Origin of the sequence: Paenibacillus sp. RU5M, from assembly GCF_900221055.1 — a bacterium.
In the GTDB taxonomy this organism is placed as follows: domain Bacteria; phylum Bacillota; class Bacilli; order Paenibacillales; family Paenibacillaceae; genus Paenibacillus; species Paenibacillus marchantiae.
The window spans coordinates 37,658-53,389 of record NZ_OBQM01000009.1; the positions used below are offsets into that span (position 1 = coordinate 37,658).

Consider the following 15,732-nt stretch of genomic DNA (forward strand, 5'->3'; position numbering starts at 1 on the left):
CCTTATACGCCTGCCGGAGCATAAGCCGGCACGGGGTCTTGCCGGGAATCGTTAAGATGAACGGCATCCGGTTTGCGCAGAGCCGTGGCATCGCTCTGATTTACTTTCTCAGCGGCCCCCTCTACGGCATCCTCCAGAGCAAAGATCTGAGTAAACATGCGCAGCGCTTCATCACCATGCTTGGTACCAGCCATTTCCTTAATCCGGTTAATCGGATCTGTCGTCATTTGATTCACGATGCTTTTCGTCAGACGGCGGATAACTTTACGCTGATGTTCATCCAGTTCAGGCAATTTATTAAACAGACTATCCATCGTTTCTTCATGAATGGAAGCACCTTTTTCCTGCAATGCCCGAATGACAGGACGAACGCCCAAGGTTTTGAGCCATTGATAATAATCTTCCATCTCAAGTTCAATCATTTTCTCGATCTTGGCAGCTTCCACCTTACGCATCTCCAGATTGCTCTCCACGATTCCTTCCAAATCATCAATATCATAAAGGAATACATTGGATAACTCGCCGATCGCCGGATCGATATCCCGCGGAACAGCAATATCAATCAGGAACAGTGGACGCGATTGACGACGCTTCATGCTCTCTCGAACCACAGTGGCATCCAGTACATATCTTTCGGCCCCCGTCGAACTAATGACAATATCAACCTCGTTCAGTCGCTCTAGTGCCTGTTCCATCGTACAAGGGGTCCCCCGAAACTTCGCTGCCAATTCCTCAGCTCGCGCAAGTGTCCGATTCGCCACAATGACTTCGGAGGCTCCATTGGTATACAGATGTTTTACTGTAAGTTCACTCATTTTGCCGGCACCCAGAATCAGCACCTTCTTATCCGTGAACATACCAAAGATACGCTTGCCTAGTTCTACAGCAGCATAACTAACAGATACCGCACTCTCTCCGATCGAAGTCTCCGAATGTGCCCGTTTGCCCAATGTAACAGCCTGTTTGAACAGCATGTTAAACCAGGTCCCAGTAGCTTTCTCTTCCTGTGCTTTGAAGAAAGCCTGTTTCACCTGTCCAAGAATCTGAGTCTCACCAATAACCATGGAATCCAGCCCACAAATGACACGGAACAAATGGCGCATGGCTTGATCATCTTCATATATATATAAGTGTTGCGTAAATTCTTCCCGCGGAACATTAAACCATTGTTCCATGAACGTCCGAATAAAATAACCACACATGTGAAGACGGTCTACCACAACATACAACTCGGTACGGTTACATGTGGCTACGATTACACCTTCCAATACACTCTTGGTCAGCTTGAGCTGCTGCAGCGCTTCAGACAAGTCCTTTTCTGCAAATGTGAATCGTTCCCTAACCTCTACAGGCGCCGTGCGATAATTCAAACCAACGACAACGATGTGCATTGCAAGTTCACCTGCCTAATAAATTTCCAATCAAAGTGTTTTCTACATATGTTCATCCATTTATGATTGACATGGTTAATTATATCACACATCCATAGTATGACCGGGCCATTTTTATGAAATGTTTATGAAATCCCCATGTAAATCATCTTATGCATTGTCATTTATTGTAGTGTCTCACCAATCTTCACCGTTATGCGTTAAATACTTGTTTTAATGATAAAGATTCATGAAAATCCCATATAAAACAAATAGCCATGGATGGCTCCATGACTATTCAGGTTTGGGATGATCTTCGTTCCATCCCGATATGTGAAAATTATTCATGCTGTCGTTATTCAATCACGTTTCTTTGCGTACTTGGTTCCTTTATTCTTTTCATTTCAATGAGATTAAAAATAACATCTATCCAAAGGGAATGCAACCCCTTTAGGAAGATCAAAAAATAAAAGATTCGTATCCATCAAACTCCCGAAATCAAGAAATCCCCTTTCGCTTCTACCTGGAATGTACCAGATCAGAGCATTAGGGGATGGTTAGTTAAATACTTGTATAATTCACTCTTTTGGGTCAGTAGGCTTCAAGCTCAAACAGCCGTTTCTGGTGGCGCGCAAGCTTTTTATCAATCTGCTGGAGTTGATCAGAAGTAGAAGCATCCATTCTTGTATCAAGTAACGAATCAACCTCGGCGTATAACCGGTTTATCTCGCGTTCAATATCTCGAGCCTGAAACACACGCTGCAATTCAAGCAACGTATTTTTGTATTCGTAGATGACACGGGTATTCTCGCCGATCTGCTCCACAATTTTACGGACAACGCCCTGCGTATAAACATACGTCATGGTAAACTCCTCATAAATGCGATGAACAACGCCATCACCCTTAAAGGTCATAAAGAGCTTCCGGACTACGTTCGTCAGATAATGGTTTACCAGGCGGCAAGATAACTCACAGATGTAAAACCCTTCCCTACGATCAAAAGGGAAATGAACTTCTTCTCCACTCACATCTACGAGCACAATTTCCTGGCAGCCATTCTCCATCACCTTCACTCGTTGATGAATCCGGCCATCTTCTGTCATGCGTAAAAACTGATGCATCTGGGGTTCTGACAATTTCAAAGTGGCTTTAACATACTCTGTGGCTAATCGCTGAGCCATAAAATCTCCTCAATTCTTTCCCGATTGTTTTGTCTTCCTGCACATGTGGCAGTGATCTCAAAATTCTTCAGGTCGGCAAGGCCGCTACTTTGGTACTGTTGGCGCAAATGCACCTATACTCATTATACACTACCGTATAGCTATTTCGCCCCAAAATAAAACAATGAATGTTCACGAAAATCCATAAAATATGGATTAATCCTTGATTGCATCAAAGATCCACCCCAGTTGCTCGCTTTCCTGCATCAAAATGGCGTAATCCCCGGTTATCCGTTAATTTCGTGGTCTGCGTGATTTTCCTCAGCCTGTGACTCTTCTTCCGCTGAAGCTTGACCGATTCCGGCAAAGCGGGTAATGATCTCCCATAATTCTTCTTTTCCTAAACCTTCTTCCGATGAAAACGGTACAAACAGATCACCCGGGCGAAGATCCAAAGCTTCCTTGATGACTTTAATATGTTTGGCTCTACGTGTTTTTGGAATCTTGTCCATCTTCGTCGCAACCACTACCAGAGGCAAGCCATGATGGCGGAGCCACTCATTCATCATCATGTCATCCTTGGACGGTTCATGTCTCATATCCACCATCTGCATGACCAGTTTCAATTCCTCGCGTCCCAACAAGTACTTCTCCATCATTTTGCCCCAGGCAAAGCGTTGCTCTTTGGAAACTTTAGCGTAGCCATATCCAGGGAAATCGACGAAGTAGAGATCCTGATTGATCTTATAATAGTTCAGTTGCTGTGTCTTACCAGGGGTAGAACTCGTCCGTGCCAAGTTTTTACGATTAATCAAACGGTTGATCAAAGATGATTTCCCTACATTGGATCGTCCCGCCAAGGCAATCTCGGGCAGGCCGTCCTCGGGGTATTGTTCAGGCCGAACGGCACTGATAATAAATTCGGATTGATTTACTTTCATAATGTATCTGTCCTCTCTTGAATCCTGTGCTCTTAATTAGAGCTGCTGTTGGTATTATGCCATGGATTGTTCTATCATACCAAAAAAACCGTTCCAGCGGACGCCAAAGCTTCCGCAGAACGGTTTACTCTTCATACGATCCCTCGTTTAACGGGCTACAGGTGTATTCCTGCCTGTTCCACAAGCGCATGTTGCAGCACCTGATCCATATGGGCTACAGGAACAAATTCCACATCTTCTTTGATGCTGTCCGGAATATCCCGCAGGTCCCGTTCGTTATCCTTGGGCAATAATATTTTTTTGTAACCGGCGCGGTGGGCCGCCAGTGATTTTTCCTTAAGTCCGCCGATTGGCAACACACGGCCACGCAGCGTTATTTCGCCGGTCATGGCAATATCTTTGGAGACATGTTTGTTCGTTAGAGCAGAGATCAACGCAGTCGCCATTGTAATTCCTGCGGATGGTCCATCCTTCGGAATGGCTCCTTCCGGAACGTGGATATGGATATCGTTCTTCTCATGGAAGTCAGACGGAATGCCAAGCTGTGCAGCTTTGGATCGGGTGTAGCTGAATGCCGCCTGAGCCGATTCCTTCATGACATCGCCCAGTTTACCTGTCAGCGTCAGCTTGCCTGTACCAGGTACAACGGTAACCTCGATCACGAGGGTATCTCCACCCACTTCAGTCCACGCCAGTCCCGTCACAGTACCAATCTGATCTTCCAGTTCGGCCATACCGTAGCGGAATTTACCCGGACCAAGGTAATCCTTCACTTCATCTGGTGTAATGTTAATCTGACCTTCCACACCAGACACGATGTTTTTGGCCGCTTTCCGACACAACGAAGCCATCTGCTGTTCCAGATTCCGCACGCCGGACTCTCGTGTATATTCACGAATGACACGCAACATGCTGTCATCCCCAATATTCAGCTGATCTTCTTCCAGACCATGATCCTGTTTCTGTTTCGGCAGCAAATAGTTTTTGGCAATTTGCAGCTTCTCCAGCTCGGTATACCCCGGAATATTGAGCATCTCCATCCGGTCCAGAAGCGGACGTGGAATGTTATGCACTGTGTTGGCAGTTGTAATAAACATAACGTTAGATAAGTCAAACGGCAACTCTACAAAGTGGTCACTGAATGTGTTGTTCTGTTCAGGATCAAGTACTTCGAGCAACGCTGCGGAAGGGTCTCCGCGGAAGTCTGAAGCCATTTTGTCGATCTCGTCCAGCAAGAACACCGGATTGAGTGAACCCGCTGTCTTCATGCCCTGAATGATACGGCCTGGCATTGCACCCACATAGGTACGTCGATGACCGCGAATTTCTGCTTCATCTCGCACGCCACCCAACGATATTCTGACGAATTCACGTCCAAGGGATCTGGCGATAGAGCGGGCAAGCGACGTTTTCCCGACCCCTGGAGGTCCAACCAGACAGAGGATCGGTCCTTTAAGCTTTTTCACCAGCTTCTGAACAGCCAGATATTCAAGCACACGTTCTTTCGGTTTTTCCAAACCGTAGTGATCTGCATTTAACACATCTTCAGCCTTTTGAATATCCAGATTGTCAGCTGTCAGCTGCGTCCAAGGCAGTCCCAGCAGCCAATCCACATAGTTGCGGATAACGCCACCTTCGGCAGAACTTGATGGCATTTTCTCCAGCCGATCAATTTCTTTCTCAACCTTTTCCTTCACCTTGTCCGGCAAGCCAAGAGCCTCCATTTGATTTCGGAGTTCCTCAACCTCCCCGGCACGGCCTTCTTTCTCACCCAGCTCTTTTTGAATCGCCTTCATCTGCTCACGCAGATAGTACTCTTTCTGGGTTTTCTCCATCTGTTTCTTCACGCGCTGGCTGATTTTGCGTTCAAGCTCCAGTACTTCCCGCTCATTGTTCAGGATGTCCAGCAACTTCTCCAGCCGTTCACGAACGTCGATGGTCTCCAAAATCTCCTGTTTGTCCTTGATCTTCAAAGACAGGTGACTGGTGATGACATCGGCCAAGCGACCTGGTTCTTCAATATCAGACACAGCCGCAAGTGTCTCAGGTGTAACCTTTTTGGACAGATTAATATAATTTTCGAACTGGTTCAGAACTGTACGCATCAGCGCATCTGTTTCCGGATGACTGTTCTCCTCTTCAGGAAGCTCTTGTGCCAGAACCTCATAGTATTCCTCGTTGTCCGTATATTCAATGATTTCAGCCCGTTCCAAGCCTTCCACAAGTACACGAATCGTCCCGTTTGGAAGCTTCAGCATCTGTCTGACCTTGGCAACCGTTCCGATTCTGAAAATATCCTCTTGTGTTGGTTCTTCAATATTTACCTCGGCTTGGGAACATAGGAGAATCAAATGTTCTTCTACCATCGCTTTTTCTAAAGCCTTGACCGATTTCTCCCGGCCCACATCGAGATGCAGTACCATACTCGGGTAGACGAGAAGTCCTCTTAAAGGCAGTAAAGGAAAACGACGACCTTTCGCTTTGCTCGGTCCCATCGCTTTCGCACCTCCAATGGCTCTCAGGTTGTAGTCATTCATTATTCTATCAAATGTTCACATAAAAAACCAATGAAGGGAAGCGCTTAGCAGCTTCCCGAATCTGTAACCTGTCCTGGACGGGGCAAGTCAGCACGTAAATAGGATGCGGATGCCGGCGGGAAAATCTCCGGTGCAGGTGTTGCTGTCTCCTCCGCAAGGTTGATTTGTTTGGCTTGCTCCTCATTAGGCACCCAGTCAAATACTTCTCGGAATACGTCTTCAACGGTATCGACCGGGATAACTCGTAAGCCATCCAGATTTTCAAAGATGGACTGCCAGTTCTCTGCCGGAATAATGACCGTTTTGGCGCCCGCCTGGAATGCAGCCTCCACTTTGGCGAGTACACCACCGATCGGTTTTACCCGGCCATGAATACTGATCTCGCCAGTCATCGCTGTCTCATGGTCAATCGGACGCCCCTGGATGGCTGATGTAATGGCTGTCGCCATGGCAATCCCCGCAGATGGGCCATCAATTGGCGTTCCACCTGGGAAGTTGACGTGTAAATCATAGTCGTTAGGACGAATGCCCATGGCCTTTAATACGGTTATCACATTTTCAACCGAGCCTCTAGCCATGCTTTTTCGCCGGAGTGTGCGCGAACCGCCTCCAATCTCTTCTTCATCCACAACTCCCGTGATGTTAATTCGTCCCTGATCTCGAAGAGTCGGAACAGCGGATACTTCGATCTCCAGAATGGTGCCCATATTCGGTCCATATACGGCCAAGCCATTCACAAAACCGATCTGTGGCCGCATAGGCACCTTGCGATCTGGCCGGGGCTGAATCTGGCTGCTGCCAGCGACCCATTCCACATCCGACGCCTGCAGCGTTTCACGTTTTTCAGTCAAAGCCAGCCCAGCAGCGAGTTGAATGATATTGACCGCTTCACGGCCATTGGTTGCATAGCGCTTAACCACATCAACTGCCTCTGGACATGGACTGAATCCGATTTTCTGTACAGCGTCTTCCGCAATTTGCCCGATTTCTTCCGGCAGCAATGGACGGAAATAGACCTCCATGCACCGCGAGCGCAAGGCTGGAGGCAGTTCATGGGACGATCGAGTCGTCGCTCCGACAAGACGAAAATCGGCTGGCAGACCATTTTGAAAAATATCGTGGATATAAGCAGGAGTATGCGTGTCTTCCGAGTTATAGTACGCACTTTCCAAAAACACCTTGCGGTCCTCCAATACTTTCAGCAGTTTATTCATCTGAATGGAATGCAGTTCACCGATCTCATCAATAAAAAGCATCCCTCCATGCGCTTTGGTAACGGCACCGGGTTTCGGCTGTGGAATGCCTGCTACGCCCATCGCTCCTGCTCCCTGATAGATCGGATCATGCACTGAACCAATCAAAGGGTCAGCAATACCTCGTTCATCAAAACGCGCCGTCGTGGCGTCAAGTTCCGTGAATTTGGCATCGGCCTTGAAGGGAGATGACGGATTCTTTTTGGCTTCTTCCAAAACCACCCTTGCAGCAGCTGTTTTACCTACCCCTGGAGGTCCATATATAATGACATGCTGTGGATTAGCACTGCATAGCGCGGCTTTAAGGGCGCGAAGTCCGTCTTTTTGCCCTACAATGTCATTAATGGTTGCCGGACGTGTCTTCTCTGATAGGGGCTTGGTGAGTGAAATGGAGCGCAACTTCCGCAGCTTCTCCAGTTCCTTGCGGGATTCACGCTCCACCGCACCGCGATTCGTTTTCTGCCCTCGAAGTAAATTCCAGAAATACAAACCGATCACCACACCAAAAAATAACTGAATCATCATTATGACCATACCAAATTCCATGTCTCAACATCCTCCTGTTCTATCCCTATTCTCATACGAGATCATGCTAATACTTGGTAGTATAGCCTTTTCACCGAGACGTAAACGGGTGATCAGGAAATTGTATGTTTGAGAACAAAAAACAGCCCGTCAATGCTGACGGACTGTTACAAAACGATATATAAATCAATCAGTGCGAGCGGCCAGGAATAACGCCTGTCGCTTCATAAGACTCCACGATTTTGTCGATCTCTTTTTTCAATTCCTCAACCATGATCTCTTCTGGCACTTTACGGATCATTTTACCATGACGGAATAACAAGCCTTCTCCGCGTGCACCGGCAATACCGATATCCGCTTCCTTGGCTTCACCCGGACCGTTAACAGCACAACCCAGCACCGATACTTTGATCGGCACCTTAAGTTTGGAGATATACTCTTCCACTTCATTCGCAATGGAGAACAGATCGATATCCAAACGGCCACAGGTAGGACAGGAAATCAGCGTAGCTGCATTTGAAATCAGACCAAAGGTTTTGAGCAGGTCACGAGCAACCTTAATCTCTTCAACCGGGTCCGCACTAAGCGATATCCGCATCGTCGAACCAATGCCCATGGATAACAAGGCACCCATACCGGCAGAACTTTTGATTGTACCAGAGAACAATGTACCCGCCTCGGTAATGCCCAAATGCAACGGATACTTGATGATCTCAGCCGCTTTGGAATAAGCCTCAATCGCCATCGGCACATCCGATGCTTTGAGAGACACGATAATATCGTGAAAATCCAATTCTTCTAGAATGCCAATGTGATAAAGTGCACTTTCTACCATAGCATCAGCTGTTGGATAACCATATTTTTCGAGCAAATGGTTCTCCAGAGAACCTGCGTTTACCCCGATCCGAATCGGAATACCCTTCTCTTTACAAGCTTTGACGACTTCCTCTACTTTGGAACGTTTACCGATATTGCCGGGATTAATCCGTACTTTATCGATGCCATTCTCAATCGCAAGGAGCGCCAGTTTATAATTAAAATGGATATCCGCTACGAGCGGAATATTAATCCGTTTTTTGATTTCCTTGATGGCTGCTGCAGCTTCCTCATTGTTCACCGTTACACGCACCACTTGGCAGCCTGCTTCTTCCAAACGCAAAATCTCTGCCACGGTTGCCTCAACGTCTGCCGTTTTCGTTGTACACATGCTCTGGATGATGACTTCGTTGCTGCCACCAATCGTTAAGTTACCCACTTTTACGGGTCGTGTATCTTGTCTTAAAAACATGAGTGATTTCTCTCCCCACAACGTCAAAGCTCCACCCTGACAGAGACATGAATTCGCCTTCTGCCAGGAGTGGAGAACTGACAAGTCTATATTTCAGTGTTGAAACGGAATATTCGCCTTTAGTTAGGCACTTTCTTCCTGCTTGTCGTCCTTGGATTGGCTCAGTTCAGGCACGACTCTCTTCTCAACGACCTCTTCGGTAATGACACAGTTCGTAACATCATCACGGGAAGGCACTTCGTACATAATCTCAAGCATAATGCCCTCGATGATTGCACGTAGTCCACGTGCACCCGTGTTACGTTTAATGGCTTCCTTCGCAATCGCCAGCAATGCTCCTGGTTCGAACACCAGATTCACATTATCCAGCTCAAGCAGTTTTTGGTACTGTTTCGTAAGCGCATTTTTTGGCTCGGAAAGAATCCGTACCAATGTGTCTTCGTCCAGCGGCTCCAAAGTGGAGATAACTGGCAAACGGCCTACAAATTCCGGAATCAGACCGAATTTCAGCAAGTCTTCCGGCAATACCATACCCAGATATTCACCTGGTTTAAGATCTTTTTGTTCCGCAACGGTATTAAAGCCGATGACTTTTTTACCGATCCGGCGTTTAATCATTTGCTCGAGACCATCAAAGGCACCGCCACAAATGAACAAGATGTTGGTGGTATCAATCTGGATGAATTCCTGATGTGGATGCTTACGACCACCTTGTGGTGGTACAGAAGCTACAGTTCCTTCCAGGATTTTCAAGAGCGCTTGTTGAACACCTTCACCCGATACATCACGAGTAATGGATGGGTTCTCGGATTTACGCGCTACTTTATCAATTTCATCGATATAAATAATGCCGCGCTCTGCTTTTTCCACATCATAATCAGCAGCTTGAATCAGCTTGAGCAGAATGTTCTCTACATCTTCGCCGACATAACCTGCTTCCGTCAATGAAGTTGCATCAGCAATAGCAAAAGGAACATTAAGGATTTTGGCCATCGTTTGCGCAAGCAACGTTTTACCAGAACCCGTAGGTCCTAACAGCAAAATGTTACTTTTTTGCAATTCAACATCCTCAATCTTACTTTGTGTGTTGATCCGTTTATAGTGATTGTAAACCGCTACAGACAAAGATTTCTTCGCCTGATCCTGACCAATGACGTACTGGTCAAGAATGTCGCGGATTTCTTTCGGTTTTGGAATATCTTTGAGGTCCAGTTCTTCGTCATGACCGAGCTCTTCCTCTACGATTTCAGTGCACAGTTCGATACATTCATCACAAATGTAAACGCCCGGTCCAGCGACCAGCTTGCGCACCTGTTCCTGAGATTTACCGCAAAAAGAGCATTTCAACTGCCCTTTCTCATCGTTAAATTTAAACATGAAACCACCCCTTTAGGAATTGATCGGTCTGCTGAGCACCTGGTCAATAATGCCGTACGTTTTGGCTTCTTCAGCACTCATGAAAAAGTCACGGTCTGTGTCCCGCTCGATTTTCTCAAGGGGTTGACCTGTACGATCGACGTATATTTGATTCAGTTTCTGACGTGTTTTAATAATCCATTCTGCGTGAATTTTGATATCCGCAGCCTGTCCTTGAACGCCGCCAAGCGGCTGATGAATCATCACTTCGCTGTTAGTCAGCGCATATCGTTTACCAGGAGCTCCGGCTGTCAGCAATAACGAGCCCATGCTTGCTGCCATACCTACGCAAATGGTCGATACATCCGGCTTGATATATTGCATCGTATCGTATATACCCATCCCTGCGGTGACAGAACCACCAGGTGAATTAATGTACAAACTTATATCCTTCTCAGGATCGTCGGCTGCCAAAAACAAAAGCTGCGCTATGACAAGATTGGCTACATCGTCATCAATCGCACTGGTTAAAAAGATAATGCGATCCTTCAGCAAACGCGAATATATATCGTAAGACCGCTCGCCTCGATTGGTTTGTTCAACAACCATTGGCACCAGACTCATGAGACCAACCTCTTTTCTACATGTAATTAGACATAGGCTACCTGTAAAGCAAACCCAAATTCATTCTAACACGTTCCTGTGACAATGTCATTTTTCACAAGTGGTGTAAAGACGGAGTAAGTTTACTTTTTTGCCTGATCATATTTAACCATGTTTTCTATGTATGTGCAAATCGGAGCAATCCTATGCCGTTTCACCTTTTTTTTATTTGCAGGAGAACCATAGGACGTTGATTGTGCATAACCAATGCCACAACGAATTCCATCCATATTATTACTGAATCCTCTATAAAATGGATGCCATAATTTAAAAATAAGGCACGCAATGATTCACGTGCCTTATCGTTTATTCAGCTGTTCATTACGTAACAGCTTGTCTTATTTTTCGTCAGCTTCTGCAGCAACTTCTTCAGCTGGAGCTTCAACAGCTTCAACGACTTTGCTGTTCTCAACGAGAACATCGATCGTTTTACGCAGTTTCACTTCGTCACGAAGGCTGTCCAGGGAACCATTACCCTCGAGAATGCCACGAATCTCTTCAGCAGGACGCTTGTAAGACTCAGCCATTTTTTCGAGTTCTTGGTTAACTTCTTCGTCAGACACTTCGATGTTTTCCGCTTTACCAACGGCTTCAAGAACCAAGTTGTTGCGAACACGTTTGGAAGCATCTTCCTGCATTTGTCCTCTCAGGTCAGCTTGTGTTTGACCAGAGAAGCTCAGGAACATTTCCAGGTTCATACCTTGGTTGCGCAGACGGTTGTCGAAATCACGCATCATGTTTTGTACTTCGCTCTCAACCATCGCAGCAGGAATATCCACTTCAGCATTTTCAGCCACTTTTTCTACAACAGCATTTTCTTGAGCTGCTTTGGCTTCATCTGCTTTGCGGGATTCCAATTGCGTTTTCAGATCAGCTTTGTACTCTTCAAGCGTATCGAATTCGCTAACATCTTTTGCAAACTCGTCATCCAGTTCAGGAAGTTGTTTACGTTTGATTTCATGTACTTTCACTTTAAATACCGCTTTTTTGCCAGCCAGTTCAGCTGCATGGTAGCTCTCAGGGAAAGTTACTTCAACGTCTTTGAAGTCGCCTGTGGAAAGACCCACAACCTGCTCTTCAAATCCTGGGATGAATGTGTTGGAACCAAGTTCCAGGGAATACCCCTCAGCTTGTCCACCTTCGAACGGTACACCATCAACGGAACCGTCAAAGTCGATTACAGCAACGTCGCCGTTTTGTGCGGAACCTTCGTCGATAACAACGAGTTCTGCGTGACGTTGTTGAAGACGCTCGAGCTCTTCAGTCACTTCTACATCCGTTACTTCATGTTTGGCTACAGCAACTTCAACGCCTTTGTAGTCACCCAGTGTAACTTCAGGTTTAACTGTTACTTTCGCTTTGAACTTGAATACTTGTCCTTTAGCGAATTGCTCGACATCTACGTCAGGACGATCAACCGGGAAGATATCCGTTTGGTCGATTGCTTCTGTGTAAGCTTCAGGAAGCAAAATATCAATTGCTTCTTGATACAGGCTTTCTACACCGAAACGAGCTTCAAAGATCGAACGTGGAACTTTACCTTTACGGAATCCAGGTACATTTGCTTGTTTAACTACTTTATTAAAAGCTTTGTCGAGTGCTGCAGTTACACGATCTGCACCCACTTCAACCTCAAGAACCCCAAGGTTCTTCTCTATCTTTTCCCAAGTTGCTTTCATTGTATACTTTCCCCTCCAAAATTCGCATGTTCACGTAGGCAATCACGTACAAAATAACCATTTTAGTATAAACAAGATTAGATTCTTTTTCAAGGGGAATCCCTTGATACGGTTTGAGGAAAACGTTTCCGGGTCCTATTGACCATCCAAACCGGCAGAAACAAACTGCTTCATTGATCGATATGCTTGCTCCAGACGAAAGCGCATCGCCCCTGTCACAGCATACATTGAGCGAGTATCTTCCTCGTCATGCGAACCGCCCAGACTGTCTGCAACGGTCATATGTAGAGCAGCTCCCCATATATCTGTCATGGAATCATTTTCTTCCAGCATGGACATGTAATCACGGGTTCCGTACACGGCCATGACATATTGAATCCACAGTTCTTGTGCAAAATAAAAGAGCGTAGGTTCATGAACCTCCGTCTGATCTGCCACTCTTTCAAGAATCTGAACGATCTGAATCGGGAAATCCTCAGGTCTAAGCGGAACGGTATCAATCTCCACTTCAACTGGTTCTTCCCCACGAGTAAACGCAATAATGCCTTGAACACCTCGGCGACGTAATGTCTGAAGCACGCGGAACTGAAGTAAAGGATGCAGCGTCTTGTCTTTGAGCCAACCGATAAGCGAATCATCAATTTCTGGCCGATCGAGATAAGCAAGCTGCTCCAGCGCCAGCATTGTTTGTTCAGATAAAGGCTCCTCCATTACGGTACGAAGAAGTTTATCCGCATAGCCATCATCCTGCTCAAGCTTGGATCGGGCATGTTGGCGTGCCATGTCCTCTTCACTAATTTCCTCTTCCTCACGCTCTTCACGAACCTCGGGTAAATCTTCCCCGTAATGAGGAAACGCAGCTTCAAGCCATTCGAGCAAGGCTCGCCATTCGTCGTAATGCCGTTCTTCCTGCCCTTGGCATTGCAGCAAAAAGCGAAGCAGGTCCATCGCTTCACCATATCGTTCATTTTCTAGCATAACCGTCAATTGAATCTGGTAATAGTCCAGCGTCTTAGGAAACAGCACAATATTGTTACTGTGCTCGGTTTCCGGGGTCGTGGATTCCTTAATAGGAGCACCTCCTCTGTATCCTGAATCTCCAGTCGCAATCAACCATAAATAGATGTATATAAAACGAAAGTCGATCTATTTTTTGAGTTCTTCTGATATTCTAACATAACCTTAATTATAATGAAAAAAACGTTACTGCCGCCAAATATCATATACGAAAAATATATTATAATAAAATGTTTGATATTCATCATTATTTATGATAAAATCAATTTTGCTTGAAAAATTTCATGTCTCAGTAGCTCAGCTGGATAGAGCAACGCCCTTCTAAGGCGTCGGTCGGGGGTTCGAATCCCTCCTGGGACGTAATTAAAAAAAGTTTCCTTCGGGAAGCTTTTTTTTTGCGTTCTGGGGATGAGAACCCCAATGGTTCGTCGGAGCATAAGCTTCGGTAGGATTACTTCGCAGTCTCGACTGCAAGGAGAGTATCCCTCCTGGGACGTAATTAAAGAAAAGTTTCCTTCGGGAAGCTTTTTTTTTGCGTTCTGGGGATGATTGAATACGTTAATCGGCTGATGTTGACACGGGATGTTATGATTGTTTATGTATATGTATGTATCAAAGTATACATATTAGACAAATAAACTATAGGAGATTTACCATGCCATCCTCTTTACATCAAAACTCACCTGACCATTCTGCAGTCGATAATTCATCGTCAGCATCCATGAAACTTGGACTCTTGCTGGCAGGCATTATCGTTATCGCTGCAACAATGCGTTCACCTATTACGGCAACAGGTCCGATTGTGGAACTGATTCGTACAGATACAGGAATAAGTCATACATTGGCAGGCTTGCTTACCTCTCTTCCTTTGCTTGCCTTCGCGGCAATCTCTCCGTTCGCTCCACAATTGGCGCGAAGATTCGGACTAGAAACCGCTCTGTTAACTGCCATAATTCTTGTGACCATAGGCGTATCCCTCCGGTTTATGCCCTCTGTTCCCGTTCTTTTTACAGGAACAGCAATCCTTGGATGTGGTATTGCCCTGAGCAACGTATTGCTGCCCAGTCTGATCAAAAGGGATTTCCCATTGCGAGTGGGTCTCGTTACCGGCCTCTATTCCGTGTCCATGAATATATGGGGCGCTATCGCCTCAGGAATCAGCGTTCCCACGGCAGGCTTAACCTCCATGGGTTGGCATGCTTCACTGGGCATGTGGGCTATACTGTCCATTCTAGCCCTGATTCTCTGGCTGCCTCACGTCCGTTCTGGACGTCGCGGCGAAGTTTACGTGGCTTCGAGAACGGAAGCGAAGCCCGTTCGTCTTATTACATCTCCCTTAGCCTGGTATGTCACATTGTTCATGGGACTGCAATCTTTAATTTTTTACACTACAATTACCTGGCTGCCAGAGGTTCTATCTGATCAGGGTTTCAGTTCCTCTTCAGCCGGTTGGATGTTGTCTTTGATGCAAATGGTTAGTGTTCCGGTAACGTTCATCGTCCCCATTCTGGCTGGACGAATGAAAGATCAACGTTGGCTGACAGCAATTACAGGTTCATGTCTGATTCTGGGCTATGTATTCCTTTTAAGTGGTATTTCCTCTCTCGTTACCGTCGGTGTTGCTTTGGCTGGCGTTGGAGCCGGGGCTTCGTTCGGACTTGTAACCATGTTTTTTGTACTGCGTACATCCGATGCAAGACAGGCTGCGGGACTTTCGGGTATGGCTCAATCCTTTGGGTATATGCTGGCAGCCGTCGGACCGTTGCTGTTCGGTGTGCTTCATGATTGGACACAAGGATGGACTCTTCCATTGCTTTTGCAAGTTACACTTGCTGTTCTGTTACTTTTCATGGGATTGAAAGCAAGTGCCAATCGTTTGATTAGTTCATGATGAATTGGAGCTTCCATTATATAAGCAAAGAGACCTTTCCCAATGGAAAGG

General features: G+C 46.1%; 11 protein-coding genes and 1 tRNA gene. 2 read left to right on the plus strand and 10 right to left on the minus strand.

From position 1 onward, the window contains the following. Positions 1-2: 2 nt before the first annotated feature. The 10 genes from hemA to CRO25_RS23285 all read right to left on the minus strand — a co-directional run bounded on the left by hemA (position 3) and on the right by CRO25_RS23285 (position 13,751). On the minus strand, positions 3-1,391 hold the full coding sequence (gene hemA / locus CRO25_RS23240) for a glutamyl-tRNA reductase (RefSeq protein ID WP_063566719.1): 1,389 nt from the start codon (positions 1,389-1,391) through the stop codon (positions 3-5). Positions 1,392-1,961: 570 nt separating this feature from the next. Then, on the minus strand, positions 1,962-2,552 hold the full coding sequence (locus CRO25_RS23245) for a hypothetical protein (protein WP_063566718.1): 591 nt from the start codon (positions 2,550-2,552) through the stop codon (positions 1,962-1,964). Between the two features lie 266 nt (positions 2,553-2,818). Continuing rightward, positions 2,819-3,472, minus strand: a complete 654-nt coding sequence (gene yihA, locus CRO25_RS23250; protein ID WP_063566717.1) for a ribosome biogenesis GTP-binding protein YihA/YsxC — start codon at positions 3,470-3,472, stop codon at positions 2,819-2,821. 155 nt (positions 3,473-3,627) lie between these two features. Further along, entirely contained in the window at positions 3,628-5,967 is a 2,340-nt protein-coding gene (gene lon / locus CRO25_RS23255; protein ID WP_079696603.1) for an endopeptidase La, read from the minus strand. A gap of 86 nt (positions 5,968-6,053) precedes the next feature. Beyond that, complete coding sequence (lonB, locus tag CRO25_RS23260) at positions 6,054-7,808, minus strand: ATP-dependent protease LonB (protein ID WP_063566715.1); 1,755 nt, start codon at positions 7,806-7,808, stop codon at positions 6,054-6,056. A 169-nt stretch (positions 7,809-7,977) separates the two neighbouring features. Continuing rightward, positions 7,978-9,075: a flavodoxin-dependent (E)-4-hydroxy-3-methylbut-2-enyl-diphosphate synthase gene (ispG, locus tag CRO25_RS23265; RefSeq protein ID WP_063566714.1), complete on the minus strand. Its 1,098-nt coding sequence runs from the start codon at positions 9,073-9,075 to the stop codon at positions 7,978-7,980. 123 nt (positions 9,076-9,198) lie between these two features. Continuing rightward, entirely contained in the window at positions 9,199-10,452 is a 1,254-nt protein-coding gene (gene clpX, locus CRO25_RS23270; RefSeq protein ID WP_063566713.1) for an ATP-dependent protease ATP-binding subunit ClpX, read from the minus strand. Positions 10,453-10,464: 12 nt separating this feature from the next. After that, entirely contained in the window at positions 10,465-11,055 is a 591-nt protein-coding gene (clpP, locus tag CRO25_RS23275; RefSeq protein WP_024633993.1) for an ATP-dependent Clp endopeptidase proteolytic subunit ClpP, read from the minus strand. 377 nt (positions 11,056-11,432) lie between these two features. After that, a complete protein-coding gene (tig, locus tag CRO25_RS23280; RefSeq protein ID WP_063566712.1) occupies positions 11,433-12,773 on the minus strand; it encodes a trigger factor in 1,341 nt (446 codons plus the stop codon). Between the two features lie 135 nt (positions 12,774-12,908). Continuing rightward, positions 12,909-13,751: a hypothetical protein gene (locus CRO25_RS23285; RefSeq protein WP_063566739.1), complete on the minus strand. Its 843-nt coding sequence runs from the start codon at positions 13,749-13,751 to the stop codon at positions 12,909-12,911. A 325-nt stretch (positions 13,752-14,076) separates the two neighbouring features. Here CRO25_RS23285 and CRO25_RS23290 point away from each other — a divergent pair. Next, positions 14,077-14,150: transfer RNA gene (locus tag CRO25_RS23290), tRNA-Arg, on the plus strand. 295 nt (positions 14,151-14,445) lie between these two features. Then, complete coding sequence (locus CRO25_RS23295; RefSeq protein ID WP_079696604.1) at positions 14,446-15,681, plus strand: MFS transporter; 1,236 nt, start codon at positions 14,446-14,448, stop codon at positions 15,679-15,681. The last annotated feature ends 51 nt before the right edge of the window (positions 15,682-15,732 follow it).

What these genes read in the sequence shown, in the direction of transcription:
- ispG (WP_063566714.1), bottom strand. Translation starts at nt 9,075, where the DNA reads ATGTTTTTAAGACAAGATACACGACCCGTAAAAGTGGGTAACTTAACG.
- clpX (WP_063566713.1), bottom strand. Translation starts at nt 10,452, where the DNA reads ATGTTTAAATTTAACGATGAGAAAGGGCAGTTGAAATGCTCTTTTTGC.
- tig (WP_063566712.1), bottom strand. Translation starts at nt 12,773, where the DNA reads ATGAAAGCAACTTGGGAAAAGATAGAGAAGAACCTTGGGGTTCTTGAG.
- clpP (WP_024633993.1), bottom strand. Translation starts at nt 11,055, where the DNA reads ATGAGTCTGGTGCCAATGGTTGTTGAACAAACCAATCGAGGCGAGCGG.
- lonB (WP_063566715.1), bottom strand. Translation starts at nt 7,808, where the DNA reads ATGGAATTTGGTATGGTCATAATGATGATTCAGTTATTTTTTGGTGTG.
- CRO25_RS23245 (WP_063566718.1), bottom strand. Translation starts at nt 2,552, where the DNA reads ATGGCTCAGCGATTAGCCACAGAGTATGTTAAAGCCACTTTGAAATTG.
- hemA (WP_063566719.1), bottom strand. Translation starts at nt 1,391, where the DNA reads ATGCACATCGTTGTCGTTGGTTTGAATTATCGCACGGCGCCTGTAGAG.
- CRO25_RS23295 (WP_079696604.1), top strand. Translation starts at nt 14,446, where the DNA reads ATGCCATCCTCTTTACATCAAAACTCACCTGACCATTCTGCAGTCGAT.
- yihA (WP_063566717.1), bottom strand. Translation starts at nt 3,472, where the DNA reads ATGAAAGTAAATCAATCCGAATTTATTATCAGTGCCGTTCGGCCTGAA.
- CRO25_RS23285 (WP_063566739.1), bottom strand. Translation starts at nt 13,751, where the DNA reads ATGCTAGAAAATGAACGATATGGTGAAGCGATGGACCTGCTTCGCTTT.
- lon (WP_079696603.1), bottom strand. Translation starts at nt 5,967, where the DNA reads ATGGGACCGAGCAAAGCGAAAGGTCGTCGTTTTCCTTTACTGCCTTTA.